Origin of the sequence: Pseudoalteromonas sp. BSi20495, assembly GCF_000241185.1 — a bacterium.
GTDB classification, from domain to species: domain Bacteria; phylum Pseudomonadota; class Gammaproteobacteria; order Enterobacterales; family Alteromonadaceae; genus Pseudoalteromonas; species Pseudoalteromonas fuliginea.
Genome location: NZ_BADY01000127.1, coordinates 1 through 934 on the forward strand (window position 1 = coordinate 1; position 934 = coordinate 934).

The window sequence follows — 934 nt, forward strand, 5'->3', positions numbered from 1 at the left end:
CGGTCTTCTTTGCCAAAGAAACGAAGTGAAATATTCGTTCATAACCCAATACAAGAAGACCTGGCCTGTGGCGACAATGTGCCGAATACTGGGTGTAAAAAGTAACAATTACTATAGTTATCAAAAGCGATTCTCAACTAAATCAGAGGATCCAACACATCAAGAAATGATTGATTGTGTCAAGGACATAGCGCACTTCAGTGATAATACTTACGGTGAAAGGCGTATTCAGAAAGTCTTAAATGCACTCGGTTTTCCGGTGAGTCGTTACAAAACAGCACAGCTAATGAAAGAGGCAAATGTCTGGGTGCGTTATAAAAAGAGATACAAAGTGACAACGAATAGTGAGCATAATAAGCCTATTTATCCCAATGTACTTGAGCAAAACTTCAACGTTGAAGCAGCTGATCAAGCCTGGGTACAAGATATCACTTATGTTTGGACTGCAGAAGGTTGGTTGTATCTGGCGGTAGTGATTGATTTATATTCGCGCAAAGTCGTTGGTTGGAGCATGGGCTCACGAATGAAAGCGCAGCTTGTCTGTGACGCACTGACTATGGCGATGTGGCAACGCCAGCCCAAAACAGGGTTAATTATCCATTCAGATCAAGGGGTTCAATATGCAAGCCACCAATATCGTAAATTGGTCAAGTCAAATGACTTCATTGGTAGCATGAGTAAGAAAGGCTGTTGCTGGGATAATGCTGTTGCAGAAAGCTTCTTCGGTAGTTTGAAGCAAGAGCGCGTGCATTGGAAAAACTACCCAACGCGTTATGAGGCTCAACAGGATGTAATGAATTACATCTGTATGTGGTACAACAGTCGTCGCTTACATTCGTACTTAAATTATCAAAGCCCAAATGACTTTGAAGAACGAATCGAAACATTAGATATGGTTTCTTAACTAGGGTGACTGAATTTAGTTGACCATGTC

Annotated in this window: 1 protein-coding gene; it reads left to right on the plus strand. The window is 41.4% G+C overall.

Features of this window, described 5'->3' with window-relative positions; genetic code table 11:
* On the plus strand, positions 1-904 hold a 904-nt coding region (locus P20495_RS20880), incomplete at its 5' end, for an IS3 family transposase (protein ID WP_083829697.1).
* Positions 905-934: the final 30 nt, after the last annotated feature.